A 25,923-nucleotide genomic window follows, 5' to 3' on the forward strand; every position below is an offset into this window, starting at 1 on the left:
AAAAAAACCATCTGCAATCCCTCGCACTGTGTATTCAGGCGAGGGACTTTGCAGGCGTTTTTCGCAGCGGGGAGTAGCGCTTATCCGGCGCTTGCGTGGGAAGTTTCGACAGCTTTTATCTTCTGCCGCCCCAGTACCAAACTGCATAGCGCTGGTAAAAACAGCAGCGTCAACACGGTGCCCACCAGCACTCCGCCGATCAGCACGTAGGCCAGGGATGACCAGAACACCGACAACGTCAGCGGAATGAACGCCAGCGCCGCGGCCAGTGCGGTCAAGATCACGGGCCTGGCACGTCGCACCGTGGCTTCGACGATGGCTTCGCGAATCGCCATGCCGTGTTCCTGGTTCTGGCGAATCTGGTCGGTGAAGATCAATGTGTTGCGCATCAGAATGCCGCCAATGCCGATCAGCCCCAATATCGCGTTGAACCCGAACGGCTGATTGAACAGCAGCAGCGTCGGCACAGCCCCGATCAAGCCCAAGGGCGCGGTGGCGAAGACCATGAACATCACGCCGAAGGAGCGCACCTGGAACATGATCACTGTGAGGGTCAGCAGGATCATGATCGGAAACAGTGCGGCCAGGGCGACGTTGGCCTTGGCGCTTTCTTCCACCGGTCCGCCGATGTTGAGTTGATAGCCGGCTGGCAGCTTGGCGATCAGCGGTTGCAGGTCTTTGTAGACCGCCATTTCGACGTCGGGCGGTTGCACGCCGTCGATGATGTCGGCGCGCACTTCCACGGTGGTCGCTCGGTTACGGCGCTTGAGGATCGGCTCTTCCATCACCGCTTGGAAATGCCCGACCTGGGCCAGCGGCACTGAGGTGCCGGCACTGTTGGTCAGGGTCATGTTGTTGAGGTTGCCGAGGTTCTCGCGTTGGTTGCCCTGGGCGCGGGCCACCACGGACACGGTGCGGTTGCCTTCACGCACCTCGGTGATCGGGTTGCCGCTGAGCAGGGCGTTGAGCTGGGACTTGACCTCGTTGGGCGTGAAGCCCAGCAGGCGCAGGCGGTCTTGATCGAGTACCAGGCGATAACCGCTGGTGCGCTCGCCCCAATCGAGGAAGGCGTCCTTGGTCAACGGGTTAGCGGCGACGACTTTGCGCACGTCTTCTGACAAGCCGCGCAGCACTTCCAGATTCGGGCCGGACACACGGAATACCACCGGGAAGGGCACCGGTGGACCGAACAGCAATTGCGTGACGCGCACCCGCGCCGCAGGGAATTCGCCTGCCGCGATACGCTCACGCATGCGCAGTTTGAGGGCATCGCGTGCGTGGGAGTCCGGGGTCTGCACGATCAGTTTTGCGAAAGCCGGATCGGGCAATTCAGGGTTCAGCGACAGGAAAAACCGTGGCGCGCCGCCGCCCACGTAGGTGTCGACCATGCTCGTCTGGGGTTCTTGCATCAGCGCTTTTTCCAGTTGCGCCGCGACTGCCTCAGTGCTTTTGAAGGCGCTGCCGGGCGGCATGTACACCTCCAGAATCAGCTCGGATCGGTCGGAGTTGGGGAAGAACTGCTTCTTCACCACCCCCATGCCCAGTCCGCACAGCACAAACGCCGTCACCACCAGCCCGGTCACCAACCAGCGCCTGCGCACGCAGAGCTCCACTACCGCACGCAGTTTCTGGTAGTAGCGCCCGGCATAGATGGCGTCGTGGCCACCGGGCACCGGTTTGATGTTCGGCAATAGCTTGACGCCCAGGTACGGGGTGAACACCACCGCCACCAGCCACGATGAAATCAGCGCGAAGCCGACGATCCAGAAGATATTGCCGGCGTATTCCCCGGCGGCCGAGCGCGCAAATCCTACCGGCAGAAAGCCGATGATGGTCACCAGTGTGCCGGTCAGCATCGGCGCGGCGGTGGAGCTCCAGGCGTAAGTGGCGGCGTGGATGCGGTCAAACCCTTCTTCCAGTTTCACCACCATCATCTCGATGGCGATGATCGCGTCGTCCACCAGCAGGCCGAGGGAGATAATCAGCGCGCCGAGGGTGATGCGGTCGAACTCACGCCCAGTGACCAGCATGATCACGAACACTATGGACAACGTCAGTGGCACTGCCGCCGCCACCACCAGGCCCACGCGAAAGCCCAAGGCCAACAGACTGATGATCATCACCACTGCGAGGGCGACGAAGAATTTCAGCATGAATTCATTGACCGCCAGGCTGATGTTTTTCGCCTGGTCGGAGACCTTGGCGAAGTTCACGCCCAGTGGCAGGTCTGCCTGGATCCGGGCTTCCTGGTCCTTGAGGAGCTTGTCCAGTTCCAGGCCGTTCCAGTGTTTCTCCATGATCACACCGAGCATCAGCGCCGGGTCGCCCTGATGGCGGATACGGTAGCTGGGCGGGTCTTCATAACCTCGGTTGACGGTCGCCACATCGGCAATGCGCAGCAGTCGGCCGTTGACTTCCAGGGGCACGTTTTCAATCAGCGCCAGGCTGTCGAAGGCACCGTCGATACGGATATAGGCGCGGGCACCGGCGGTTTCCACAAAGCCCGACGGCGCCACAGCGTTTTGCGCAGCGAGGGCGGCGAAGATCTGGTCGGGTTTGATGCCCAGGGTCGCGAGGCGCTCATAGGAAAACTCGACGAAAATCCGCTGGGCCTGCTCGCCGAGGATATTGACCTTCTTCACCCCCGGCAGATTGAGGAAACCCTGGCGCAGCTCTTCAGCCATTTGCACCTGCTGGCGATGGGGCAGGTGTTCGGCCTCCAGGGCGTACAGCGCAAAGTACACATCGGAATATTCATCGTTGAAAAACGGTCCGATCACTCCCTTGGGCAGCCTCGACGCTTCATCGCTGAGCTTTTTGCGGGTCTGGTAGAACAAGTCCTGAATCTCGCCGGGGCGGGTGGATTCGAGGAATGTCATGCGCATCGACACAAAACCTGGCTGGGCGATGGTCTCGACGCGGTCGTAGTAATCCAACTCCTGCAGGCGTTTTTCCAGGCGGTCGGCGACTTGCTCCTGCATTTCCTGGGCAGTGGCGCCGGGCCAGGCGGCCGTGATGGTCATCACCTTGACGGTGAAGGACGGGTCTTCGGCTCGCCCCAGTTTGCCGAACGAGAAAATGCCGGCGGCAAGGATCGCAATGATCAGGAACAACGTGACCGCACGGTGCTTGACCGCTAGTTCAGAGAGGTTGATGCCGCGCATGCTCATTGGTCCTGTTTGCGGTTGAGGGCCAGCGCCTGGGCGGGCAGCAGGCGCACCGCATCCCCGCTGTGCAGCAGGTGGGCGCCAAGGGCGACGATGACGGTGTCCGGGTTCACGCCGCTGTTGAGCAGGGCATCTTCCTGGCCGAGGCTGGCGACGTTGACGGGGGCAAAGGCGACTGTGTTATCGGCGCCGACCACCCACACTCCGGTGCCTTGCCCTGTATCGTGCAGCGCACCAATGGGCACGCGGGTCTGTTGCATCTGGCCGTTACCTTGAAGGCGCACGGTGATGGTTGAGCCGAGGGCGAAGCGGTCGACGGCGCCGTGCAGCACATAGCGCGCGCGGTACGTACGAGTGACGGGATCGGCACTGGCGGAGAGTTCGCGCAGCGTGGCCGTTACCGCCTGGTCAGGGGCGCCGAACGGGAAGGCCAGAGCTTTTTGCGAGGCCAGGTCGCGCTGGTTTTCCGGCAGGTTAACGATGGCTTCGCGGGCGCCATCACGGGCCAGGCGCGCGACGATCTGCCCTTCGGCGACCACCTGGCCGCGGTCGACGCGTACGTCGGTGATGATGCCGTCGCCGTCGGCCTTGAGCACTGAGTAAGTGCGGCGGTTCTCGATTTGGCTGGCGTCGGATTGGGCCGAGGCCAATTCCGCTTCGGCGACGCGCAGGTTGGTCGCCGATTGGTCGAATATCTGCCGCGACACAGCACCGGTACTCGCCAGGCGTTCATAGCGGTTGGCATCATCGCGGCGCTGGCGCAGTTGTGCCTGGGCGGCATTCACGCGGTTCTTGGCCGAGCGCAAGGCCAACTCGAAGTCGCCGATATCCAGTACCAATAAGGTGTCGCCACGAGAGACATGCTGGCCGGGATCGACCTTGCGCTCGATCACCTTGCCACTGACGCGAAAGCCCAAGTCGCTTTCCGTACGCGCCGCGACCACACCGGTGTAGGCGCTTTGTTGCGTGCCGGCAGCTTCGACCTTGGCGACGAGTACCGGGCGCGGTTGGGGCGCTTGGGCGGCGGTGTCGGCCTGACTGTTACAGCCGCTGAGGATCATCAGCAAAGCCAGGGGCGAGAAAAGACGCAGGGGAAGAGGGTTCATGTCGGGCTCCAGGGGCTGACCAGTGGGCAAAAAATTATGGACATAATTTTTTACGCATATTATGGTCGAAATATAAATTAAGCCAGCCCCGGATAATCCCCATGTCGAATGCCCCGGTTCCGTCGCGAAGCTTGCTGTTGCTACTGGTGGCCTTAACGGCACTCGGCGAAGTCTCGACCCAATTAATCATCCCCGGCCTCGGCGCCATTGAGCAGGCGCTGGTGGCGCCGTCGGGGTCGGCACTGATGGCGCTGTCTGCCTTTGTCGCAGCGTTTGGACTGGGGCAATTACTGTTTGGGCCATTGTCGGATCGCATCGGCCGGCGTCCGGTATTGATCGGCGGGTTAGTGCTGTATGTGATGGCGACTATGTCGATGCTGCTGGTCAGCGACATGCATCAATTTATCGCCGCCCGCGTGCTGCAAGGCCTCGGCGCCTGTGCGGCGCTGGTGTTGGCGCGCACGGTGGTGCGCGATGTGTGGAAGGTCGAAGCGGGGCCGGCCCTGGCGCTGACGATGATTGGCATGCTCTACGCAATCGTCGTCGCGCCAATGGTCGGCGGACTGCTGATCAACGTGGTGGGCTGGCGTGCGCCGATCCTACTGGCGCTGGTGATCGGCAGTGTGGTGTTGCTGCTGGTGCTGCTGTTCTTTCGCGAAAGCAACCCTTACCTCGACCCCAAGGCCGGCCACTGGCGCACCCTCGGCGGGCAGTACCTGGATTTGCTCAAGGGCCGCCCATACCGCGCATTCGCCGTGGCGTTGGCGTGCACTTACGGCGCGATGTTCGCGGTGATTGCCGGATCATCTGCGGTGTTTATCAACCTGCTCGGCTTAAGCAGCCTGGAGTACGGCATCAATTTTGGCGTGATCGTCTCGATGCTGATCGTCGGGTCCACCTACACCCGGCGCAATATCCTACGCCTGGGGGCGCAGCGGATTGTGGCGATGGGGGTGACGCTGGTAGCCCTCGGCGGGGTGTTGGCGGCGGTGATTTACGGGCTGTTCGGCTTATCGGTGTTGGGGTTGGATATTCCCATTGCCCTGGCGACGCTCGGCGGCGGGCTGGTGTTGCCCGGCGCGGTCACGGGCGGGGTGATGCCCAACGCGCACCGAGCCGGGTTGGCGGCAGGCCTGATGGGCTTTGCGCAGATGTTCGGCGCCACCTGCAGTGGCCTGCTGCTGAGCCAACTGCGCGACGGCAGTGCCTTACCGATGATCATGATCCAGGCGGGTTTTGCGGTGATGGCGTTTGTGGCGTTTCATCTACTGCGTGAACGGCGTGTGGCGCTGGTGCCGGTGGCTTGAGCTGTCACACTTTGTCCAATTTAATCGGGGCTAGATGATTACGATTCTCTTTTGAGTCTAATCCTAAGGTCTACGCCCATGCTTCCTGCCTTTCGCGTTACGCCCCTGGCTCTGCTGGTCGCCAGCAGCTTCAGCGCCCATGCCGACGAACCTGTTGCCCTGGAACTCAACGACGTGGTGGTGACGGCCGCCGGTTATGCCCAGAGTGTGGAGGATGCGCCGGCCTCGGTGACGGTGATCGACGGCGAGGAATTGCGCCGCAAGTCCTACCGCGACCTCGGCGACGCGGTGCGGGATGTGGAGGGCGTGACGGTCAACGGTGGGGCGAATGAAACCGACATCTCCATCCGTGGCATGCCGGCCGATTACACCTTGATCATGGTTGACGGCAAACGCCAGAGCGCGCGGGAGTCACGGGTCAACGGCAACAGTGGCTATGAACAGAGCTTTGTACCACCAGCCGCCGCCATCGAGCGGATCGAAGTGGTGCGGGGGCCGATGTCGTCGCTGTACGGCTCGGATGCGATCGGCGGTGTGATCAACGTGATCACCCGCAAGGTCTCGCCGACCTGGGGCGGCTCCATCGGCTATGACTACTCAGCCCGCCAGCACAGCGACCAGGGCAATGCGCGCCAGACGCAGTTCTACCTCAGCGGCCCGCTCAAGGAAGATTTCCTTGGCTTGCAGGTGTGGGGCCGTTACCTCGATCGCCAGGCCGACGATGACATCGAACAGACCAATGGCTTCAGCAAGGCCGACCACCGCGACCTCACCGCGCGCCTGGCTTTCACTCCTAATATTGACCACGACATCCTGCTGGAAGCGGGTGCCACGCGCCTGAAGAACGGCGACGGCATGAGCGCCAACTGGGCCACTCGCGAGCAGGAAAACAACCGCGATCACTGGTCCCTGTCCCATCAAGGCCGCTGGGGCTGGGCAACCTCGGACATCGCCCTGTCCCAGGAAACCTCGACCCGCGAAGGCAAGGCCACCCCGGCCCAGACCGATATCTACGGGCGCAAACCCGAAATCAAGAACACCGTATTCGACGCCAAACTGGTGGTGCCCACCGCCCATAACGTCAGCACCGTGGGCGTGCAATGGAACGAAAGCGAGCTGACCGACTGGAACCAGGGCCTGGGTGATCGCGTCGACTATAAATTCTCGGTGGTGCAAAAAGCCCTGTTCGCCGAAAACGAATGGTCAGTCACCGACAGCTTCGCCTTGACCACCGGCCTGCGTCTGGATGAGCACGAAGAGTACGGCGCGCACCTGAGCCCGCGGATCTACAGCGTGTGGCGCGCCACCGATCAGTGGACCCTTAAGGGCGGCATCGCCCGTGGCTTCAAGGCGCCGGAACTGCGTGCCGTGGTCGAGGATTACGCTTACCTGCGCCGCAACCGCTTCGTGATGTTCGGCAACCCGGACCTCAAGCCCGAAACCAGCACCAACTACGAAGTCTCTGCGCTGTGGAGCAACCGCGATGACCTGTCGGGCGGCGTGACGCTGTTCTACAACGACTTCCAGGACAAGCTGTCTACCGTCACCACCGACCAGCGCTGGAACGGCTACACCATCATGGAACGGGTCAACGTCGACAAAGCGATCATCCAGGGCGTCGAGCTCAACGGCCAATGGGATATCAACGCCAGCGTGCTGCTCAAGGCCAACTACACCTACACCGATTCCGAGCAGAAGAGCGGCGCCAACAAAGGTGCACCATTGGCTCTCACGCCGAAGCAGAAAGCCAATGTGCGCACCGAGTGGAGCATCAACGACCGCACCCAGGCCTGGGCGTCGCTGAGTTACTACGGCGAAGAAACCGGCAACACCATCACCGACGAACCCGCACCGGGCTACACCACCGCCGACCTGGGCGGCTCCTACGACGTGAGCGACTCGCTGACCCTCAACGCCTCCCTCAACAACCTCACCGACAAGCGTTTGGACGATGAAACCTACGGCACGGTGAACTACGGTCGTACGCTGTGGATGGGTGCCACGCTCAACTTCTAAAGTGCCGCCGGCAATCGCACCACCGCGCACAGGCCGGCCGGTGGGCGATTCTGCAACACCAGTTCGCCGCCATGGGCCTGGATGCACGAACGTGCAATCGCCAGGCCCAACCCCACGCCACCGTCGCTGACGCCGCGTTGCACAAAGGGTTCGAAGACTTTGTCCAGCCAGGCCTCGGGCAAGCCTTGGCCGTGGTCGAGCACCTCGATGCGCAGCCAGCCGTTATCTTCCTGGATCAAGCTCAGGTGGGCATCCCCAGCGTGGTGCAGGGCGTTGTCGATCACGTTGGTCAGCGCGCGCTTGAGCGCCAGAGGCCGGCAGGTCAGCATCAGGTGTGGCGCACCCGCCCATCTGACAGGTTGCCGCATGCGCTGATAACGCTTGGCCAGGTCATCCAACAGGCCGCTCATCGACATCGTGGCGGTCGCTTCCTGCACCGCGTCATCGCGCACAAAACTCAGGGTTTCACGCACCATCGCACTCAATTGCGCGAGGCTTTCGAGCATGTCATCCCGGGCGTCGCCGGGCTCCAGCAATTCCACTTGCAGGCGCAGTTCGGTGATCGGCGTGTTCAGGTCGTGGCTGACCGCTGCAAGCATCCGCGTACGGCCTTCGACGTGCCGGGCAAGATTGGCCTGCATGGTGTTGAAAGCGGCAGTGAGGTCGCGGGCTTCCTGTGGGCCGATTTCCGGCAGCGGAGCGATCCATTCACCACGGCTGACGCGCTCCGTGGCCTGGGCCAGGGTCTTGATCGGGCGCACCACGCGGGCAATGAAAAACATCACGATCAGCAGCACTGGCAGCGTTGTCACCGGCAGGCTGTAGGCCAGCACGCGGCCCCATTCATAGGCGCCGGCGGGGTATTGCACGGCATTCAGATAGGTACCGTTCGGCAGTGGCACGCTGCTGCGCAAGCGCAACGGCGCCCAGCCGGCGGGGCTGAACACATGGGTGCGGGCGTCGGCACCGCTGATGCGTTCCAACTGCATGCCGATGGCGGCCGCGTCATCCAGGTGCAATTGGCGACGCAGCTCACTGGCCAGTCGCTGCTCCTCCGGGCGCAGTTCAAACGGCGCCACTTCGGGCGTCGGTGCAATCCAGAAGCGCGTGTCGTCGTGGCTCATCCCGGCCAGCAGGTGCTCGGTTTCAGTGGGCGTCAGGTCGATTGCCGTGTGGTGGGCAATCCCTAGGCGCTCCAGGCTGAAACTGCGCGACAGTGGGTGGATCAGGCTGCCGGTGCGTTGCAAAAACAACATCGCGATGCCGTTGGATGCGAGCAAGGCCAGCAGCAACAACAGGCTCAATTGCCGCGCCAGGGTGCGCGGCCACAGCCTGTTCAGGGCGCGCATTCACTGACCTCGGCCGCCAACAGATAGCCGCCGCCCCAGATAGTGCGCAGCAGGTCCGGCGTGGCATCGCCGTGGGCCAACTTGCGGCGCAGGCGGCTGACCTGGCGGTCGATGGCGCGGTCGCTGACGTCGCTGTCGGCGGCAGCGGTGAGGTCGATCAAACGTTCGCGGGGCAGCAACGTATTGGGGTGGGCAAGGAACACCTGCAGCAAACGGCTTTCCGCTGTACTGAGCTGGATTGCCGGGCTGGCGTCGCGGCACAACGTGGCGCTGCTCACGCTGAACTGCCAGCCAGCGAACCGATAAGCCTGTGGGCCACCGCTGGGCGCGGCCGGCCCGGTGTTGCGGCCTTGGCGGCGCAGCACACTGTTGATGCGTGCGACCAGTTCGCGGGGTTCGAAGGGCTTGGTCACGTAATCGTCCGCGCCGAGGTCCAGGCCGCGGATGCGGTCGGCGGCGGTATCGCGGGCGGTCAACAGAATCACGGGGGTATTGCTGCGCCGATGCAACTGGTTGCACAGCTCGAAACCATCGCCATCCGGCAGCAGCACGTCGAGCACTACGACGTCGAACGCCTGGGTCTTGAGCAATTGCCACATGCCTGCCGCGTCTTCGGCGGTGCGCACATCGAAGGTGTGGCGACGCAGGTAAGTGGCCAAGGGTTCGCGGATTTTGCGGTGGTCATCCACCACCAGCACGCGCGGTGCGACAGGCGCAGGGGCAAACGGCATTGCAGCCCTCGGGAGGTTGAGCGGGAGAGGGCGGATATTACTACGAGTCATTATCATTAACGCGGTTTTTATGGTGGGGCACTGGTACTCCGTTCCATCAGTAGGACGCTCTAGGGTGTTTTAGCCGTCTACCGCTCAATTGTTATCGGTTTTAAGGTGTATGCACTTTGGAGGATCACCATGAAAAAACTCATCGGCATCTACACCAGCCCTCGCGCCCACTGGGTCGGCGACGGTTTCCCGGTGCGCACACTGTTTTCCTACGACAACCTGGGCAAACACATCAGCCCATTCCTGCTGCTGGACCACGCCGGCCCGGCCGAATTTTCCCCCACCGAACAACGTCGCGGCGTAGGCCAACACCCCCATCGCGGCTTTGAAACCGTGACCATCGTCTACGACGGTGAAGTCGAGCACCGCGATTCAACCGGCGCAGGCGGCACCATCGGCCCCGGCGATGTGCAATGGATGACGGCCGCAAAAGGCATTCTCCATGAAGAATTCCACTCCGAAGCGTTCGCCCGTAAAGGCGGCGCGCTGGAGATGGTGCAACTGTGGGTCAACTTGCCCGCCAAGGACAAAATGGCCGACGCCGGTTACCAGACCATTGTCGATGGCGATATTCCCGTGCTTGCGCTGCCCCATGACGCCGGGCACCTTCGCCTGATCGCCGGAGCGTTCGACGGCGCCAAAGGGCCCGCACGCACCTTCACGCCGATTGACGTGTGGGACCTGCGTCTTAACGCCGGCAAGCCCGTGACCCTGGACTTGCACGCCGGGCGCAACACCGCTCTGGTGATCCTGCGCGGCACCGTGCTGGTCAATGGCGAAGAAGTCGCGCGCCAAGGCCAACTGGCGTTGTTTGAGCGCGATGGCACGCAACTGGTCCTGGAGTCCAACGACGCCGCCAAGGTGCTGCTGCTCAGCGGCGAACCGATTGACGAGCCCATCGTGGGGCACGGGCCGTTTGTAATGAACACCGAGCAGGAGATTCATCAGGCGTTTGCGGATTTCCAATCGGGTAAATTTGGGCAGATGCATGCCTGACAGTTAGCCGTAAACAAAAGGGTAGGAGCCGGCTTGCCGGCGATAGCATCACCGTGGTGTCCCTGGCACACCGAGTCGATACTTTCGTTGGCAAGCCGGCTTCTACATTTTGTTTTCCAGTGTTCTCAATTCATGCGATCTTCCCGTCATTCGCCCTGGAGTCGCCTGGATGCCCTCATTTATCTCCGATCACCCGATGCTGTGCGCCCTGGCGCTGATCCTTATCGACATCGCCGTGTGGCGACTTATCTCCGCCAACCTGGCTAATTGGAAACTCGCAGCGCGGTTGGTGATCTTTGCAGTCTTCAGTGCCGTGCTGTTCAACGACGGTATGAATCCCATGCTCGTCGCGCCCTACGCCGACAACACCGCGTTGCACATGGCCGCCACGGCGCTGCAGATTGGTTGGTGGTTGTTCGCGGCGCGTACGCTGACGGTGTTGCTCGGTGCGTTGATGATGCAGCGGGTTGGCCACACCGGGCGGCTGTTGCAGGATTTGATGGGCGCGGTGATTTTCCTGATCGCGATCATTGCCGCGCTGGCCTATGTGCTCGATCTGCCGGTCAAGGGCGTGTTGGCCACGTCCGGCGCGGTGGCGATCATTGTCGGCCTGGCGTTGCAAAGCACCTTGAGTGATGTGTTTTCCGGGATCGTGCTCAATACCACCAAGCCCTATCAACTGGATGACTGGATTTCCATCGACGGCACTGAAGGCCGGGTCACGGACATCGACTGGCGCGCCACGCGCCTGCAAACCTCCCAGGGCAGCATGGCGGTGATTCCCAACTCCCTGGCGGCAAAGGCCAAGATCATCAACTTTTCGCGTCCGGCGGATATGTTTGGCCTGGCGGTCAGCCTGCAGGTCAGCCCCCATGCACGGCCGCAAACGGTGATCGAAGCGCTGGAGCGGGCCATGCAGGGTTGCCGTCCGCTGCTGGCCAAACCGGCGCCGAGTGTGGCGTTCAAGACTTCCGCCAGTGGCGGCGTGGAGTATGAAATCAGCGGGTTCGTGCCGACCATGACCCTCAAGCGCGAAGTGCGCAACCAACTCTACGACTTGGCGTTCCGGCACCTGCAGGCAGCGGGCGTGAGCCTGTTGTCCGCCGTCGAAAGCGCGACCCCAGTGCCGACCTCTCCGGCGCGGGCACTGTTGGACAGTTCGTCGATTTTCTCCACTTTGCGCCAGGAGGAAAAGGACACCTTCAGCCAGAACATGACCCTGCACACCTATCGCGCCGGCGAGATGATCCTGCCGGCGGGGGAGGTCAGCGATCATTTGTTTATCGTCGAGTCGGGTGTGGTGTCGGTGATGCTGATCAAGGGCGGCCACGCGTTCGAAGCCGGGCGCATGGGCCCCGGCGAGGTGATCGGCGAAGCGGGGATTCTGACTGAGCAAGCGGCCTTGGCGGACTTCACCGCCAAGACGTTCTGCACGTTGTACCGCATCGAGAAGGCGTACCTGACGCCGTGCCTGGACGCGCGGCACGACATCGCCGACGCCATGAAAACCCTGTTGGATTTCCGCTTGCACGCCGCTCAGGTGCTGACCCAAGACGCGCCAGTGGTACCGGTCAAGAAGGGCTTTTTGCAATGGCTTCGCCAGCGCGGTCTTTGAGGGGCGCGCTGGCACGGGTATCTAGAAATCAACAATAAACTGCACGCCACCGACCACCGCGCCGCTGGTTTGTGTGAGCCCGCCGGGGTATTTCACGTATTGCAGGTTAGGCCGCACCATCAGCCATTGGGTCGCCTGCACGCCATAGTTGATCTCGTAGCTGTACTCGCGGCGCTGCTCGGGCACGTAAAGCGGATCGTCGATATCGCTGACGCCATTGGCCGCGTTGAGCGTCTGCGTGTTGCGGGTATAGCGGTCGCTGACCTGCAACTTCGACGCGCCAAGGCCGATGGTGTCGTTCGGGCGTGAATCGAACGGGCCACGGTAGATCAGGCCGACTTGGATCAAGTTCTTGATCACGCTTTTGTCCGGGTCATTCACCGTCAGGTTGGCGAATACGTTGAGCCCGCGCTTGCTGTTGCCGTCGACGGTGGTCAATTGTTGCTGGCCCGACAGCCACCAGCCGCTGTTGCTGGAATACATCCGATAGGGCTTTTTCGAGCTGGCAGCGTAGTTCCCGTCGGCGTCCTTGAGCATGTCCTTGGTGTCGGCGTTGGCGTAGTAGTAACCGGCGTGGTACTCCGAATTCAGGCCTTGGATCTGACCTTTCCAGATGGCTTCGATAGGGAAACTGGTGCCCTGGGAGCCGCTGATAAACGGTTTGAAGCCATTGCTGGCCTCGGCGTTGCCAGGGTTCTTGTCGTAGGCGCCGACCTGCATGGCGAACTCAACGGTGAATTGGTACTTGGCGCGCACTGCCCACTGGCTGATCGGGAAGCTGTTCCACACGCCGTTCCAGTTACCTTCCTGGGAACCGCACAGGGTGACGTTCTGGAATTCGCAGGGGAACTGATCGAAGTCTTCACCATGGCCGAAGCGACCGAGTTTGAGGGCTAATTTCCGGTCGAAGAACTTTTGCTCGTACCAGAACTGCGACAGCCGCCAGGCGTTGCCGCCGCCGAACACTTCCATGGTGGACGTCAGGCCCGTGGCGTTGGGTTGGTGCACGCGGTCGTTGGTGATGTCCTTGCCATGGCGCTCGCCGATGCCGATGCGAAAGGTCGCGTCCTGCCAGCCGAGGAGTTTTTGCAGGTCCATGTTCACGCCCAGGATCAACTGGTCGCTCCAGCGCGCGGTGGTGTGGGAGTTGTAGCCACCGCCGAGGTTGGAGCCGACTTCGCCGACGTATTTGAGGGTGAAGTCGTAGCCTTGTTCGGCCAATTGGGGGCGCAGGCCGCTCCAGTCGCCGAGCATGGCCGGGGAGTTGGGATCGAGCAGGCCGGCGCTGAAGGCACAGGTGGACATGGCGCTGCAGAGCAGGGCCAGGGGGAGGGTGGTGCGCATGGAAGTACTCCTGGGATTGTTGTTTTTATCAGGTACAACACAAATTTCAGGCACACAGAGACCCCCTGTGGGAGGGAGCAAGTCCCTTCCCACATTGGTTCTTGGGTGTTTGAGAGGGTGCGGCTTTACTGGAGGTTAACGAACAACCCGCCATCCACCAGCAACGAGGCGCCGGTTACATAGCGCGCCATGTCCGAGGCGAGGAACACGATCGGCCCAGCCACATCATCCGGTTCGCCCAAGCGACCCAGCGGCGTGCGCGAGGTCATGTAGGCGAGCTTTTCCTCGTCGGCCAGGTCTTCCTTGTTGATGTCGGTGGCGATGGTCCCCGGCAGTACCGAGTTGCAGCGAATGCCATAGGGCCCCAGTGCAATTGCGCAGGACTGCATCAACGAATGCAGGCCAGCCTTGGTCGGCGTGTAGTGGGTTTGCATGCCGCCGCCGACCAGCGCGCTGATGGAGCTGACGGCAATGATCGCGCCGCCACGGCCCTGGTTTTTCATTTGGTTGGCCGCCGCCTGCACGGCGAAGTAGGCGCCGTTGAGGTTGGTGTTGACGGTTTTCAGATAGACCTCGCGGGGCATATCCAGGAATGAATGGAACGGGCAGATGCCGGCGTTGTTGACGAACACGTCGACTCTGCCGAAGGCTTGCACGGCGCCGGCCACCAGCTTGTCGCCGGTGTCCGGGTCGGCCGCATCGCCTCCCACTTCAACGGCCTGGCCGCCAAACGCCTTGATCTCTTCAATCAGCGAATACGCCGCCTCGGTGCCTTGGCCACTGCCACTGTGGCCGATCACCACACGGGCGCCCTGGCGCGCACATTCACGGGCGGCGGCGCGGCCGATGCCACGGGAGGCGCCGGTGATGATCACGGTTTTGTCTGCAAGCAACATAAAAACACTCCTTCAAAAATTAGCGGTATCAGCCGAGGTAATTGCCGTAACCGACCATGGCGATGGCGCCGAGGATCACCGCGATCCCGGCCACCAGTACGCCCTTGTTAGCGGCGCTGGTGCCGTGCCATTCACGGAAATACAGGCCCCAGCAGTTGGACACGATGATGATGAATGACATGTGCAGCACCCAGGAACTGGCGTCGTTCTGCAGGCGGCTTTCGCCCATGCCGTAGAAGAAAAACTGCAAGAACCACAGCGTGCCGGCGATGGCCACCAGCAGGTAGTTGCCCAGCAGCGGCGTGCTGCGATCGGTGTAGTTATGGAAGGTACGGTTGCGCCAGTTCAGCCACAGGCACCAGATGCCGTTGGTGGTCAGGCCGCCCCACATGATCACCATAAAGGTCACGTTGTTCTGGAACAGGCTGTTGGCGCCATGTTCCACCGCCGCGGCGGCCAGCGGGCGTCCGGCAGAAATGCCGTAGCTGAAACAGGCGCTGAGCACCCCGGAAATCACTGCCACCAGCATGCCCTTGCCCAGGGAAAATTCGCTGACACTGGCGAACTTCACCGCCTGGGACACTTCCCGTTCCTTGATCAATCCAGCCTTGCCGCACACTGCGATACCGACCAGCGACACCGCCACGCCCCATAACACCCAATGCCCGCCCTGGGAGGCCAGCATCGAGGTCAAGGTGCCTTCGGTTGCATCGGTGAACAGGTCGCGGTACAGCGCCGGCATCAACGCTCCGAGGGCCGAGGTGAGGCCCATGATCAGCGACATGCCCAAGGACAGGCCCAGGTAGCGCATGGTCAGGCCGAAGGTCAGCCCGCCGATGCCCCACAACACGCCGAACATATAGGTCCACAGCAGCGTGCTGGTGTCGGCATTGCGCAGAATGTCCACCCAGCCCGGCACCGTCAGTTGCGCGGCGATCAGCGGCACGATCAACCAGGACACCAGGCCGCCGGTGATCCAATAACTTTCCCAGGCCCAGCCGCGGACCTTCTTGTAGGGGATGTAAAAACTGCCGGAGGCGAAGCCGCCGATGAAGTGCAGAATCACACCGAGGAGAATGATTTCCACGTAGTCGAATCCTTTTTATTGTTGTGTGGGTCAGTTAGATCAGGGGCGGGCCAGGTGGAACATGGGCAGCAGGTCGACACTGATCGGCGAGGCATCCGCGTGGCTGGGCATGATGTCCTGCATGTAAGTCCACCAGCGTTGCATCAGCGCGGTGCCGGGCAGCTCATCCAGGCCGTGGGCGTCTTCATGGGTGAGGACGGCGAACAGCGTGTTGGTGGGCTCGTCAAAAAAAATCCGGTAGTCCACCACGCCGGCGTCCAGCAGGGCTTGGGCCAGCTCCGGCCAGATTTCGTCGTGGCGTCGGCGATATTCATCGGCCTGGCCCGGGTTGAGGTTCATGCGAAAGGCACGGGTCTGCATCACGGCGCTCCATGGGTCGGGGTATAGATACGCACTGCGTTGTGCAGAAAAAACTGGCCTTGCACCGCCTCGGATTTGTCTGCCATGCAGCTTTTTACGAGCCCCAGGGTGGTGGCGAAATCGGCCAGGTGATCGCTGTTGGGCCAGTCGCTGCCGAAGAAGCAGCGCTCGTCACCAAACGCCTCCCATAAGACCGCCAGGCGGTCGTTGTAGAACGCCGTATCGACGATCAGACCTTGGGGGCCGAGCTGTGGGATTTCCGCGAGTTTGGCGAACACGTTCGGCCGCTGCGCCAGGCGCAACAGGTCGGCGTGATACGCCGCCTCTTCACCGGCCGGCACCTGAGCATTGGGCAAGTGGTCGACGATGATGCGCAGCTCGGGCAGCGTATCGCTGAGGTGCAACAAACCCTTGATCAAACGCGGGTTCGGGTTGGCGCTGTCCAGGCCCCGACCACAGGCGGCCAGTTGGCGCAGACCGTCGATAAAACCGGGGCGCGTCTGGTCCTGCAGCAGGTCGCGGTCCCACAGGTTGCCGTAGCGCAAGCCGAGGAACAGCGGCTCTTGCGCCAGGGCATCGAGGTCGGCGGCGAAGTCGGCGTGCAGCGGGTCCAGATTGCCAACGAACCCGAGCATACGCGGGTCGCTGCGTAGGGTTTCGAGCAACCAGCGGTTGTCGTCACGCCATGGGCTGGCTTCCACAGCAATGGCACCGACCACATTGTGTGAGCTGGCCAAGGCCCAATAATCGCTCGGTAAATGGGCGGCATACAGCTGATTGCCCGGCTCGGGCCACGGAATGCCTTGGGGGCGACGCGGGTCGAACAGGTGCAAGTGGCTATCGATGATGGGGCCGCTGTAAGGCATCAGAGGCATTGCGCAATCCTTGTGGGATTTTCTCAGGAAGGGCCAGCACGCTAACGCGCACGGGCCCGCTTCACCACCTCAGCTCTGTAGGTACACCACATGGGTATGGGTGTATTCGTACAGGCCATGCTTACCATCGGCGCCGCCGATCCCGGATTTACGCACCCCGGCATGGAAGCCCTGCATGGCCTCGAAATTTTCGCGGTTGACGTAGGTTTCACCAAAGTCGATCTCGCGCACCGCGTGCATGGCCTTGCCGAGGTCGCGGGTGTAGATCGATGAGGTCAGGCCGTAGTCGCAGTCATTGGCCATGGCGATGGCTTCGTCGAGGTCGTCGACAATCTGGATCGGCAGCACCGGGCCAAAAATTTCTTCGCGCATGATCTCCATGTCGGCGCGGCACCCGGCCAATACGGTCGGCTGGAAGTGAAAGCCCGCGCCGAGGTCGGCAATCTGTCCGCCGCTGATCAGCGTGGCACCCTGGCTCAGTGCGGTGCGCACCTTACGGTTGACGTTTTCCAGGCCCTGGCGGTTGATCAGTGGGCCCATTTCCGCGTCGGCCATGGCCATCGGGTCGCCGTAGCGCGTGGCTGACATGGCCGCGCTGATGCGCTCGATGAACGGGGCGGCGACCTTGCGCTCCACGTATACCCGCTCCGCGCAGTTGCACACTTGCCCGGTATTGATGATGCGCGAGTCGCGAATGGCTTTAACTGCCAGCTCCAGGTCGGCGTCTGCCAGCACGATGGCCGGAGCCTTGCCGCCCAGTTCCAGGTTGAGCTTGGTGATGTTTGGCGCAGCGGCGGCCATGATGCGCGAACCGGTGGCGACGCTACCGGTGAAGCTGATCATGTCCACGCCTTTATGGGCGGTGAGTGCGCCGCCGACCTGGCCGTCGCCGCAGACCACGTTGAACACACCGGCGGGCAGGTCGGTCTCGGCCACCAGCTTGGCGAACTCAAAGCAGTTGTTCGGGGTTTCTTCGCTGGGCTTGATCACGATGGTGTTGCCGGTGAGCAACGCCGGGGCCAGTTTTCGGGCGATCAAGAAGAACGGGAAATTCCACGGCAGGATGCCGGCCACTACGCCCAAGGGTTTGCGGAACAGGAAGATGTTTTCGTCGCGCCGATCGCTGGTGATGATCTCGCCCTCAATGCGCCGCGCCCATTCGGCCATGTAGTCGAGGTAGTCGGCGGTGAAATTCACTTCGACTTCGGCCAGGCCAGTGACCTTGCCCTGTTCCAGGGTGATGGTACGCGCCAGGTGCGCGACGTTTTCCCGCAGCTTGGCGGCGATGCGGCGCAAGTGCCCGGCGCGTTCGATGGCCGGCTTGCGCGCCCACGCTTTTTGCGCACCGCGCGCCGCAGCGAGGGCGTGGTCGACGTCAGCGGCGGTAGAGGCGGGCACCTTGGACAGCAAGGCGCCGCTGGCCGGATTGAGTACATCCAGATGGGCTTCGCTGGGGACGAAGCGGCCATTGATGAAGTTCTGGTACACGGGAACGGATGACATGGGCAGCTCCTCAGTAAGTACGTGATGGTGTGGGCGCGTCGGCAACCGGGCGATAGCGTGCGAGGGTGGCCAACGCGCTCTGGCGTAACAGGCTGATGTCGATGGCCACTGCGATAAAACGGCAACCCCAGGCTTGGTAACGGCGCGCGTCGTCTTCGTTGGGCGCCAGGATGCCGCTGACTTTGCCGGCGGCGAGGGTGGCGTCCACCGCGTACTTGATGCGTTCCTGAACTTCGGGATGGCCGGGGTTACCGGCGTGGCCGAGGCCGATGGAGAGGTCGGCGGGGCCGATAAACACTGCGTCCACGCCTTCCACGGCGGCAATGGCGGCGACGTTTTCCACGCCCAGGCGTGATTCGACCTGGACGATCAGGCACAGCTCCTCGTGGGCGGTTTGCAGGTAGTTCGTTACACCATCCCAGCGGGTGGCGCGGGTCAAGCCGCCGCCGACGCCGCGAACGCCATGGGGTGGGTAACGCATGGCGCGCACCAGGGCTTGAGCCTGTTCGGCGGTTTCCACCATGGGGATCATCAGCGTCTGGGCGCCGACGTCGAGCAGTTGCTTGATCAGACTGGCATCGCCATTCACCGCGCGTACCACCGGCGCGGTAGCGTAGGGCGCCACCGTCTGCAGTTGGTTGAGCACGCTGGGCACGGTATTGGGCGCGTGTTCACCGTCGATCAGCATCCAGTCATAACCGAGGCCAGCGACGATCTCGGCGGCGTAGCCGGTGGCGAAACCGGCCCAGATGCCGTATTGGGTGGCGTCCTTGGCCAGGGCAGCCTTGAAGCCATTACGGGGCATATTCATGGCGTTTTCCTCAGCGATTGTACGGACGGTGCAGTTGGCAATCCGGGTTCAGGTCTACGCCGAAACCGGGCTTGTCGAGCACCGACAAGCGCATGCGGCCATTCACCGGTACCGGTTCGCCGAGCAGTTGCGGGTGGAACATCGGCACCACTTCATCGGCCTTCGGCGCCATCATCAGGAATTCGGCGAACGGGCTGTTATGGCGGGTGGCGACGAAGTGGTAGCTGTACACCGACGAGCCGTGGGGCACGACCATCGCATTATGGGCATCGGCCAAGGCCGAGATTTTCACCAGCTCGGTGAGGCCGCCGCACCAGCCGACATCCGGCTGGATAATGTCGCAGCAGCCCATTTCCAGCAGCATGCGGAAGCCCCAACGAGTGGCTTCGTGTTCGCCGGTCGTCACCAGCATGCCCTTGGGCACATTGTTGCGCAGGGCTGCGTAGCCCCAGTAATCGTCCGGGCTCAGGGCTTCTTCGATCCATTTGAGCCCGTGTTCATGGGCACCGATGGCGAGTTTGGTCGCGTAGTTGAGGTCCAGGCTCATCCAGCAATCGAGCATCAGCCAGAAGTCCGGGCCGACCCTTTCGCGCATGTCGGCCAATTGTTCGAGGTTTTTGCGCAGGCCTTCTTCGCCTTCGCTGGGGCCGTGGTGCAGGGGCATCTTGCCGCCGATAAAACCCATCTTCTGCGCCAAGTCCGGGCGGGCGCCGGTGGCGTAGAACTGCAATTCGTCGCGTACCGCACCGCCGAGCAACTGATGCACGGGCTCCTGGCGGATTTTGCCGAGCAAGTCCCACAACGCCAGATCGACGCCGGAGAGGGTGTTGATCACCAGGCCCTTGCGACCGTAGTAGAGGGTGGACTGGTACATCTGGTCCCAGATCTTTTCGATATCAGTGACGCGGGCGCCTTCGATAAAGCGCGCCAGGTGTTTCTCGACGATATACGCCGCCGGTTCGCCGCCAGTGGTCACGGCAAACCCGACAGTGCCGTCGCTGGCTTCGATCTCCACCACCAGCGTGCCGAGTACGTTGATGCCGAAACTGCGGCGGCTCTGGCGGTACTCGGGGTATTTGCTCATGGGCGTCGAGATGTGATCGTCGATCCAGTGGCCGTCGGCCTGATCGTGGTAATCGGCGCCGCCGCCTCGCAATACAAAGGCGCGCACGTGTTTGATGGTGAGATGACCCATGGTGTGACTCCTGACGTTAAACAGTGGCCGGCGTGTTCGATGCAGTGCGGCCGGGTGAATGGATGCCCAGTACCAGCAATGCAGCCAGTACCGTGGTGGCGGACAGCAGGTACAAACCGGCTGCCGGAGAATGGAAGGCGCCTTCGGCCCAGTGCTTGATGACCGGCGCGATGAAGCCGCCGAGGGCACCGAATGAGTTGATCAGCGCAATGCCCGCAGCAGCGGCACTGCCGGCCAGGTAGCTGGAAGGAAAGGTCCAGAACACCGGCTGCACCGCGATAAAACCCGAGGCGGCAAAGCACAAGGCGAGCATACCCAGCAGCGGGTTGGCGAAGGTCACCGAGCAAGCAATACCGGCGGCGGCCATCAACAAGGTCAGGCAAGCGGTGCGGCGGCGTTCGCCAGTGCGGTCGGAATAACCGGGAATCCACCAGGCGGCAAACAGTGCGCAGATCCAGGGAATCGCCGAGACCAGCCCAACCATCAAGCCGACCTTGGTGCCGAGCAGGCCGCCCACTTGGGTTGGCAGGTAAAACACCACGCCGTACACGCTGGCCTGGATCAGCAAATACACCAGGCACAGGTACAGCACCGACGGCTGGCACAGCACGTTGAGCAGGCTGCGGCCGTGGGAGGTTTTGTGTTGGTCTTCCGTGTCCAGCAAGGTCTGGATTTGCTGGCGTTCATCCACACTCAGCCACTTGGCGTCGGCGGGGCGGTTGTCCAGGTACCAGTAGGCCCAGATCCCCACGGCGCTGGCCATCAAACCTTCCACGGCGAACAGCCATTGCCAGCCGTGAATACCGCCGAAACCGTCCATCTCCAGCAGCAGGCCGGACAACGGACTGCCGACAATGAATGCCAGGGGGGCGCCGAAGTAAAAGAAGCCCATGGCCTTGCCGCGCACGGCCTGGGGGAACCAGTAGGTGAGATAGAGGATCACGCCGGGGAAGAATCCGGCTTCGGCCACGCCCAACAAAAAACGCAGCACGTAGAAGCTGGTTTCGTTATGGGCAAACACCATCGCCGCCGAAATCAGGCCCCAACTGACCATGATGCGGCACATCCACAGGCGGGCGCCGACACGGTGCAGGATCAGGTTGCTCGGCACTTCCAGCAGCGCGTAGCCGACGAAGAACACACCGGCGCCGAAGGCAAACGCGGCATCGCTCAAGCCTGTATCGGCCTGGAAGGCCTGTTTGGCAAAGCCGACGTTGGCACGGTCAAGAAACGCCATGATGTACATCAGCAGCAGGAAGGGCAGCAGTCGCCAGGAAATCTTGGCGAGCAGGGGCGCGGGCAGGGTTTTCATGATGGAGTCCGTTGTTTTGTTCTTATGGAACGGACTGTACGGCGGCCGAGCAATACGCTACAAATCGAATCTCGCTTACAAGTGATACCCTCAGGGTATCGGTAATAAGGAATTTATGAGTAGTCCCGTCCTCTCCCGCAGCTTGTTCAACCGCCTGCGCTACAAGCATCTGCATATGCTGGTAGCGCTCAGTTCCAGTCAGAACCTGCACCGTGCATCCCAGGCCCTGAACATGTCGCAACCGGCGGCCACGCGCATGCTGCGCGAGATTGAAGATATGTTCGGCTGCGACCTGTTCGAGCGCTTGCCACGGGGGATGCGGCCAACGGCGCTGGGCCAGCAACTGATCAACTTTGCCGAGTCGGCGCTGAGTGGCCTCGACCGTTGCGCCGAAGACCTGATGGCGCGCCAGCAGGGCGGGTATGGCTACTTGTCCATCGGCACCATCATGGGCGCCGCGCCGGACTTGGTGATGGACTGCATTGCGCAGATCAAGGCGCTCAACCCGCAACTGCGTATCCGCATCATGGGCGACACCAGCGACCAGGTGATCCAACTGCTGGAGCAGGGGCGCATCGACCTGGCCATCTCCCGGCGCACCGCCGCCACCGACAGCGAGCACTACAGCTTCGAACCCCTGGGCAACGAGCGCCTGCTGGTGGTGGTGCATGCCGGCCACCCATTGGTCCGACGCGGTCGGCTATCCCTGGCAGAGCTGGTGCGCGACTGGCCGTGGATCCTGCAACCGCAAACCAGCCCGGCGCGCATCGGTTTCGACCAGGCCCTGCAAGACCTGGCGCTGCCAAGCCCGGCGGACATCATCGAATGCAGCTCGGTGTACTCCATGCAGCAGTTGATCCAACTGACGGACGCGGTGATGGTGCTGTCGGAAAGTGCCTTGCGTGATTATCTAAAAATGGGCCTGGTGGTCGCGCTGCCGGTGGCCCTGGACGTGCGGCTGGCGCCGTTTGGCATCTTGTTGCGCAAGGGCGAGGGGGTGAGCCGCGAATTGGGCTTGTTTATTGACCTGCTGCGGCAGAGGGCGGCGATGCTGTAAACGCGAGGTTGAAAAGATCATGGTGTCCCGGCACGATATTAAATAGAATGAATCTCATTTGAGACTCAATCGCGCCGTGCAGGTTGTTGCCATGAATGATGCTGTTGTCCCCACGCACGCCCCCGAACTGACGCTATCGAGCCTATACCGCGACCATCGCAGTTGGCTGGAAAGCTGGCTGCGGCGGCGCCTGGGCAATGCCTGGGATGCGGCCGACCTGAGCCAGGATACGTTTCTGCGCGTACTGGCCAGTGCGCAGCCGATTGCACAGATGCAGGAGCCGCGGGCGTATCTGGTGACAGTCGGTAAGCGCCTGCTGGTGAACTTCCATCAGCGTCGCAGCCTGGAACAGGCGTATTTGAACGCCCTGGCCAGCTTGCCCGAAGCTTGCGTGCCGTCCCCCGAACAGCGCTGGCTGATGCTGGAAACCCTGCAAGCCCTGGATGAGTTGCTCGATGGCTTGCCGGTGCTTGTACGCCGAGCCTTTTTATGGAGCCAGCTGGAGGGCCTGGGCTATCGCGAGATTGCCGAACGGCTTGAGGTGTCCGAGCGTACGGTGAAGCGCTACATGGCCCAGGCGTATGAACATTGCCTGCTGGTGGAGCTGTGAGCCGCGACGTCGCCCGCGCTGCTGCCCAGTGGCTGGCGCTGCTGGAGTCCGGCGCCGCCACCGAGCGTGATCATGCCGCGCTGCAGCACTGGCGCGACAGCCATCCCCAGCATGAACAGACTTGGCAGAAAGCCCAATCCCTGCGCCAACGCTTCAGCGCTTTGCCCCAGGCTCTGGCCATGGCCAGCCTCGACCGCCCGCAACCGGGCCGGCGTGCGGTGCTCAAGCGTGCGTTGGGTGTGGCGGCACTGTTGCCGACGGCGTGGCTGATCAGCCGCCAATTACCCATCGACACTTGGCGTGCCGACCTGCGTACCGCTACTGGCGAGCGCAAGCGCCTGCCGCTGGCCGATGGTGCCAGCCTGCAACTCAACACCGCCACGGCGGTAGACGTAGATATGGCCCAGCGGCGGGTCAGCTTGGTCGACGGTGAACTGGCGCTGACGGTGCCGGGCGCGGCGGCGATGACGGTGCAAACTCGCTACGGCCAATTGCTCGTCAGTCACGCTGACGTGTGCATACGGCAACTGGCGTCCGGTTGTCTGGTCTCGGTGCTCAAGGGCACGGTTCAGGTGCGCGACCTGAGCGGCCAGATGGCGACCTTGCAAGCAGGCCAGCAAGCGCCGCTCAAGGCCGGCGGCCTGGGTGCCCGGGCGTTGTTTGATGTGCTGCAACTGGGCTGGCGCGACGGTGTACTGACCGCGCAGAACCAGCCACTGGGGGACTTCCTTCGTGAGCTGGAGCGCTATCGCCCTGGCGTGTTGCGCTGGGAGCCGCGCCTGGAAACGCTACGGGTGACCGGCAGTTTCCGCCTGGATGACACCGACCGCATTCTCAACCTGCTGGCCTCGACCCTGGCGCTGGACGTGCAATACCGAACGCGTTATTGGGTGAGCCTGCGCAAGGCGTGATGCGCGTTGTGGCGAGCGGGCTCGCCACAACAACCTGTGGGCCATGAAAACCTCGCTCGTCTCGGGTTACGAGGAGTCCTCAGATCACATGGGCCCGCTGCAACTCGGTCAAGGCCAGCGCCTTGAGCTGCGCCAGCAGCGGGTCACGCCGATCCCTCGGGTGCGGCAAGTCGACCGCCAGTTCCTGGCGAATGCTGCTGGGCCGGTTGTCCATCACCAGCACCCGGTCACTCAGGTACAGCGCCTCGTCCACATCATGGGTCACCAGTAATAAAGCGATGGCGTGATGCGCCGCCAGTTGCAGCAGCAAGTCCTGCAGTTTCATACGGGTGAAGGCATCCACCGCGCTGAACGGCTCATCCAGCAACAACACCTGGGGGCGTGAATACAGGCCGCGAGCGATCGCCACCCGCTGCGCCATCCCACCTGACAACGCTTTGGGCAGCGCCTGGGCGAAGCCCTTAAGGCCGACTTCCTCGATCAACTGTGAGACCCAGGCTTTGTCGTAGTGGTTGTCATCACTGAAGCCGATGTTCTGTTCTACCGTGAGCCATGGCATCAGCCGCGGTTCCTGGAACACAAAGGCCACTTGGCCATCGGGGCTGCGCAGCTCGCCCAGGAAGTCCGTTTCCAAACCGGCGACGATCCGCAGCAAGGTACTTTTGCCGCAGCCACTGGGGCCCAGCAGGCTGACCGCTTCGCGAGGCTGCAAGGCCAGGCGCACGTCTTTCAATACGGTGGTGCTGGCGAAGCTTTTACGCACCACATGGATGTCCAATAACGACGGCGCACTCATTGTTCCGCTCCTTGGCCAGTGAAGGTGTCGCGCCAGGCGAGGCAGCGTTTCTCCAGCGCCGCGAGCAGGCCGTCGCTGATCTTGCCCAGCAGCGCCAACACGATAATGGCGGCCAGCACAATGTCGGGTCGCGAGGTTTCCCGCCCATCGCTGAGCAGGTAACCCAAACCTTTAGTCGCCGCTATCAGCTCGGCCGCCACGAGGAACATCCACGCCAGGCTCAAACCACTGCGCAGTCCAGTGAACAGGCCGGGCAGGGCGGCGGGCAGCAGGACGCGCCGCACCAGGCGGCGGCGACTGAAACCGTACATTTGCCCGACTTCCACCAGCTTGCGGTCGATGTCGCGAATCGCCGCGACGCCATTGAGGTACACCGGGAAAAACGCGCCAATGGCAATCAGCACAACCTTGGAGGTTTCATCGATGCCCAGCCACAGCAGCAACAGGGGTACCCAGGCCAGGCTCGGGATCGAACGCAGGCCGGCAAAGGTCGGCTCCAGGTAGGCTTCGGCTTCACGGCTCAAACCGACCCAGGCGGCGAACACCAGGGCCAGGCTAGCGCCGATGGCAAAGCCCAGCAGCACCCGTGCGAGGCTGGCGCTGATGTGTTTCCACAACACGCCTTCGGCCAGGTCGGTGAGGGTCACGGCGATCTCGCTGGGCGCAGGCATCTGGTAGGAAGGCAGCCAGCCCACCCGTACGACCACTTCCAGGATCAACAGGATCAGAACCGGCAAGACCAGGCCTTTTAACCGCCGTGGCCAGGCGCTGCGCTGGCTGACCATGGGTACCGGCAGGGGCAATGCTTGGCTTTTGCTGCTCATCAAA

22 protein-coding genes are annotated in these 25,923 nt (G+C 62.5%); 7 read left to right on the forward strand and 15 right to left on the reverse strand.

Going from position 1 to position 25,923, the window contains the following annotated elements; translation table 11 throughout:
- Positions 1-80: 80 nt before the first annotated feature.
- The gene (locus LRO94_RS12920) at positions 81-3,164 is read right to left on the reverse strand and encodes an efflux RND transporter permease subunit (protein ID WP_032891108.1); all 3,084 of its coding nucleotides are present in this window, start codon (positions 3,162-3,164) and stop codon (positions 81-83) included.
- A gap of 2 nt (positions 3,165-3,166) precedes the next feature.
- The gene (locus LRO94_RS12925) at positions 3,167-4,273 is read right to left on the reverse strand and encodes an efflux RND transporter periplasmic adaptor subunit (RefSeq protein ID WP_099602823.1); all 1,107 of its coding nucleotides are present in this window, start codon (positions 4,271-4,273) and stop codon (positions 3,167-3,169) included.
- 101 nt (positions 4,274-4,374) lie between these two features.
- On the opposite strand from LRO94_RS12925, the gene LRO94_RS12930 reads away from it, so the two are divergent.
- Both LRO94_RS12930 and LRO94_RS12935 read left to right on the forward strand, forming a co-directional pair.
- Positions 4,375-5,580 carry an MFS transporter gene (locus tag LRO94_RS12930; RefSeq protein ID WP_179179125.1) on the forward strand — a complete coding sequence of 402 codons (1,206 nt, stop codon included), beginning with the start codon at positions 4,375-4,377 and terminating at the stop codon, positions 5,578-5,580.
- A gap of 78 nt (positions 5,581-5,658) precedes the next feature.
- Entirely contained in the window at positions 5,659-7,596 is a 1,938-nt protein-coding gene (locus LRO94_RS12935; RefSeq protein ID WP_122681667.1) for a TonB-dependent receptor domain-containing protein, read from the forward strand.
- Here the strand turns inward: LRO94_RS12935 and LRO94_RS12940 are convergent.
- Together LRO94_RS12940 and LRO94_RS12945 are read right to left on the reverse strand one after the other, a co-directional pair.
- The gene (locus tag LRO94_RS12940; protein WP_179180076.1) at positions 7,593-8,912 is read right to left on the reverse strand and encodes an ATP-binding protein; all 1,320 of its coding nucleotides are present in this window, start codon (positions 8,910-8,912) and stop codon (positions 7,593-7,595) included. The two genes, LRO94_RS12935 and LRO94_RS12940, sit on opposite strands and share 4 nt — an antisense overlap.
- A gap of 20 nt (positions 8,913-8,932) precedes the next feature.
- Positions 8,933-9,676, reverse strand: a complete 744-nt coding sequence (locus LRO94_RS12945) for a response regulator (RefSeq protein ID WP_032891113.1) — start codon at positions 9,674-9,676, stop codon at positions 8,933-8,935.
- A 180-nt stretch (positions 9,677-9,856) separates the two neighbouring features.
- Here LRO94_RS12945 and LRO94_RS12950 point away from each other — a divergent pair, with 180 nt between their 5' ends.
- Together LRO94_RS12950 and LRO94_RS12955 are read left to right on the forward strand one after the other, a co-directional pair.
- Positions 9,857-10,723 (forward strand): pirin family protein, encoded by an 867-nt coding sequence (locus LRO94_RS12950; protein ID WP_032891114.1) that lies wholly within the window; start codon positions 9,857-9,859, stop codon positions 10,721-10,723.
- A gap of 169 nt (positions 10,724-10,892) precedes the next feature.
- On the forward strand, positions 10,893-12,338 hold the full coding sequence (locus tag LRO94_RS12955) for a mechanosensitive ion channel family protein (protein WP_032891115.1): 1,446 nt from the start codon (positions 10,893-10,895) through the stop codon (positions 12,336-12,338).
- Positions 12,339-12,359: 21 nt separating this feature from the next.
- On the opposite strand, the gene LRO94_RS12960 is transcribed toward LRO94_RS12955, so the two are convergent.
- The 9 genes from LRO94_RS12960 to LRO94_RS13000 all read right to left on the reverse strand — a co-directional run bounded on the left by LRO94_RS12960 (position 12,360) and on the right by LRO94_RS13000 (position 21,721).
- The gene (locus LRO94_RS12960; RefSeq protein WP_179179124.1) at positions 12,360-13,682 is read right to left on the reverse strand and encodes a carbohydrate porin; all 1,323 of its coding nucleotides are present in this window, start codon (positions 13,680-13,682) and stop codon (positions 12,360-12,362) included.
- 125 nt (positions 13,683-13,807) lie between these two features.
- On the reverse strand, positions 13,808-14,578 hold the full coding sequence (locus tag LRO94_RS12965) for an SDR family NAD(P)-dependent oxidoreductase (protein ID WP_179179123.1): 771 nt from the start codon (positions 14,576-14,578) through the stop codon (positions 13,808-13,810).
- Between the two features lie 28 nt (positions 14,579-14,606).
- Complete coding sequence (gene rhaT / locus LRO94_RS12970; RefSeq protein WP_032891118.1) at positions 14,607-15,665, reverse strand: L-rhamnose/proton symporter RhaT; 1,059 nt, start codon at positions 15,663-15,665, stop codon at positions 14,607-14,609.
- A gap of 39 nt (positions 15,666-15,704) precedes the next feature.
- Entirely contained in the window at positions 15,705-16,025 is a 321-nt protein-coding gene (rhaM, locus tag LRO94_RS12975; RefSeq protein ID WP_179179122.1) for an L-rhamnose mutarotase, read from the reverse strand.
- Positions 16,025-16,900 (reverse strand): amidohydrolase family protein, encoded by an 876-nt coding sequence (locus LRO94_RS12980; RefSeq protein ID WP_122754017.1) that lies wholly within the window; start codon positions 16,898-16,900, stop codon positions 16,025-16,027. The genes rhaM and LRO94_RS12980 overlap by 1 nt, the downstream gene beginning before the upstream one ends.
- Positions 16,901-16,969: 69 nt before the next feature.
- A complete protein-coding gene (gene aldA, locus LRO94_RS12985; RefSeq protein WP_179179121.1) occupies positions 16,970-18,403 on the reverse strand; it encodes an aldehyde dehydrogenase in 1,434 nt (477 codons plus the stop codon).
- Positions 18,404-18,413: 10 nt separating this feature from the next.
- Positions 18,414-19,214 carry an aldolase/citrate lyase family protein gene (locus LRO94_RS12990; RefSeq protein ID WP_099602830.1) on the reverse strand — a complete coding sequence of 267 codons (801 nt, stop codon included), beginning with the start codon at positions 19,212-19,214 and terminating at the stop codon, positions 18,414-18,416.
- Positions 19,215-19,224: 10 nt separating this feature from the next.
- A complete protein-coding gene (gene rhmD / locus LRO94_RS12995) occupies positions 19,225-20,409 on the reverse strand; it encodes an L-rhamnonate dehydratase (protein WP_095184994.1) in 1,185 nt (394 codons plus the stop codon).
- A gap of 16 nt (positions 20,410-20,425) precedes the next feature.
- Positions 20,426-21,721 (reverse strand): MFS transporter, encoded by a 1,296-nt coding sequence (locus LRO94_RS13000; protein ID WP_095184993.1) that lies wholly within the window; start codon positions 21,719-21,721, stop codon positions 20,426-20,428.
- Positions 21,722-21,836: 115 nt separating this feature from the next.
- Here LRO94_RS13000 and LRO94_RS13005 point away from each other — a divergent pair, with 115 nt between their 5' ends.
- The 3 genes from LRO94_RS13005 to LRO94_RS13015 all read left to right on the forward strand — a co-directional run bounded on the left by LRO94_RS13005 (position 21,837) and on the right by LRO94_RS13015 (position 24,299).
- Positions 21,837-22,778 carry a LysR family transcriptional regulator gene (locus tag LRO94_RS13005; RefSeq protein ID WP_032891124.1) on the forward strand — a complete coding sequence of 314 codons (942 nt, stop codon included), beginning with the start codon at positions 21,837-21,839 and terminating at the stop codon, positions 22,776-22,778.
- A gap of 91 nt (positions 22,779-22,869) precedes the next feature.
- Positions 22,870-23,388 carry a sigma-70 family RNA polymerase sigma factor gene (locus tag LRO94_RS13010; RefSeq protein WP_032891125.1) on the forward strand — a complete coding sequence of 173 codons (519 nt, stop codon included), beginning with the start codon at positions 22,870-22,872 and terminating at the stop codon, positions 23,386-23,388.
- A complete protein-coding gene (locus LRO94_RS13015) occupies positions 23,385-24,299 on the forward strand; it encodes a FecR domain-containing protein (RefSeq protein ID WP_099602833.1) in 915 nt (304 codons plus the stop codon). The genes LRO94_RS13010 and LRO94_RS13015 overlap by 4 nt, the downstream gene beginning before the upstream one ends.
- Positions 24,300-24,378: 79 nt before the next feature.
- On the opposite strand, the gene LRO94_RS13020 is transcribed toward LRO94_RS13015, so the two are convergent.
- Positions 24,379-25,095, reverse strand: a complete 717-nt coding sequence (locus LRO94_RS13020) for an ABC transporter ATP-binding protein (protein WP_099602834.1) — start codon at positions 25,093-25,095, stop codon at positions 24,379-24,381.
- On the reverse strand, positions 25,092-25,919 hold the full coding sequence (locus LRO94_RS13025; protein WP_179179120.1) for an ABC transporter permease: 828 nt from the start codon (positions 25,917-25,919) through the stop codon (positions 25,092-25,094). Before LRO94_RS13025 ends, LRO94_RS13020 begins: the two co-directional genes overlap by 4 nt.
- Positions 25,920-25,923 lie beyond the last annotated feature (4 nt).

Origin of the sequence: Pseudomonas sivasensis, assembly GCF_021391435.1 — a bacterium.
Taxonomy (GTDB): Bacteria; Pseudomonadota; Gammaproteobacteria; order Pseudomonadales; family Pseudomonadaceae; genus Aquipseudomonas; species Aquipseudomonas sivasensis.